Source organism: Paraburkholderia sp. RL17-347-BIC-D (genome assembly GCF_046027915.1).
GTDB lineage: Bacteria > Pseudomonadota > Gammaproteobacteria > Burkholderiales > Burkholderiaceae > Paraburkholderia.
The window spans coordinates 1-304 of sequence record NZ_JARESS010000283.1 but is presented as its reverse complement, the minus strand read 5'-3'; the positions used below and the strand labels follow the sequence as shown (position 1 = coordinate 304).

The window sequence follows — 304 nt, the reverse complement described above, 5'->3', positions numbered from 1 at the left end:
GTCGTATGCACGCCTGAGCGAAGACGACATGCACGCGCTGTATGCGTACTTCACGCAAGGCGTCGCACCGGTGAACCAGGCGAACCGTCCGGTCGATATCGTCTGGCCGCTGTCGATGCGCTGGCCGCTCGGTATCTGGCGTCACCTGTTCGCGCCCGGACCGGTTTCGTTCGACTCGAAGCATTACGCCGATCCGGTTATCGCGCGTGGCGCCTATCTCGTGCAAGGGCTCGGCCACTGCGGCGCGTGCCACACGCCGCGCGCGGCGACGATGCAGGAGCGCGCGCTGAGCGACCTCGACGGC

At 67.1% G+C, this 304-nt stretch carries 1 pseudogene; it reads left to right on the top strand.

Annotated elements, in window-relative coordinates:
• A pseudogene (locus P0D96_RS48580) lies at window positions 1-304 on the top strand (cytochrome c); the annotation flags it as partial.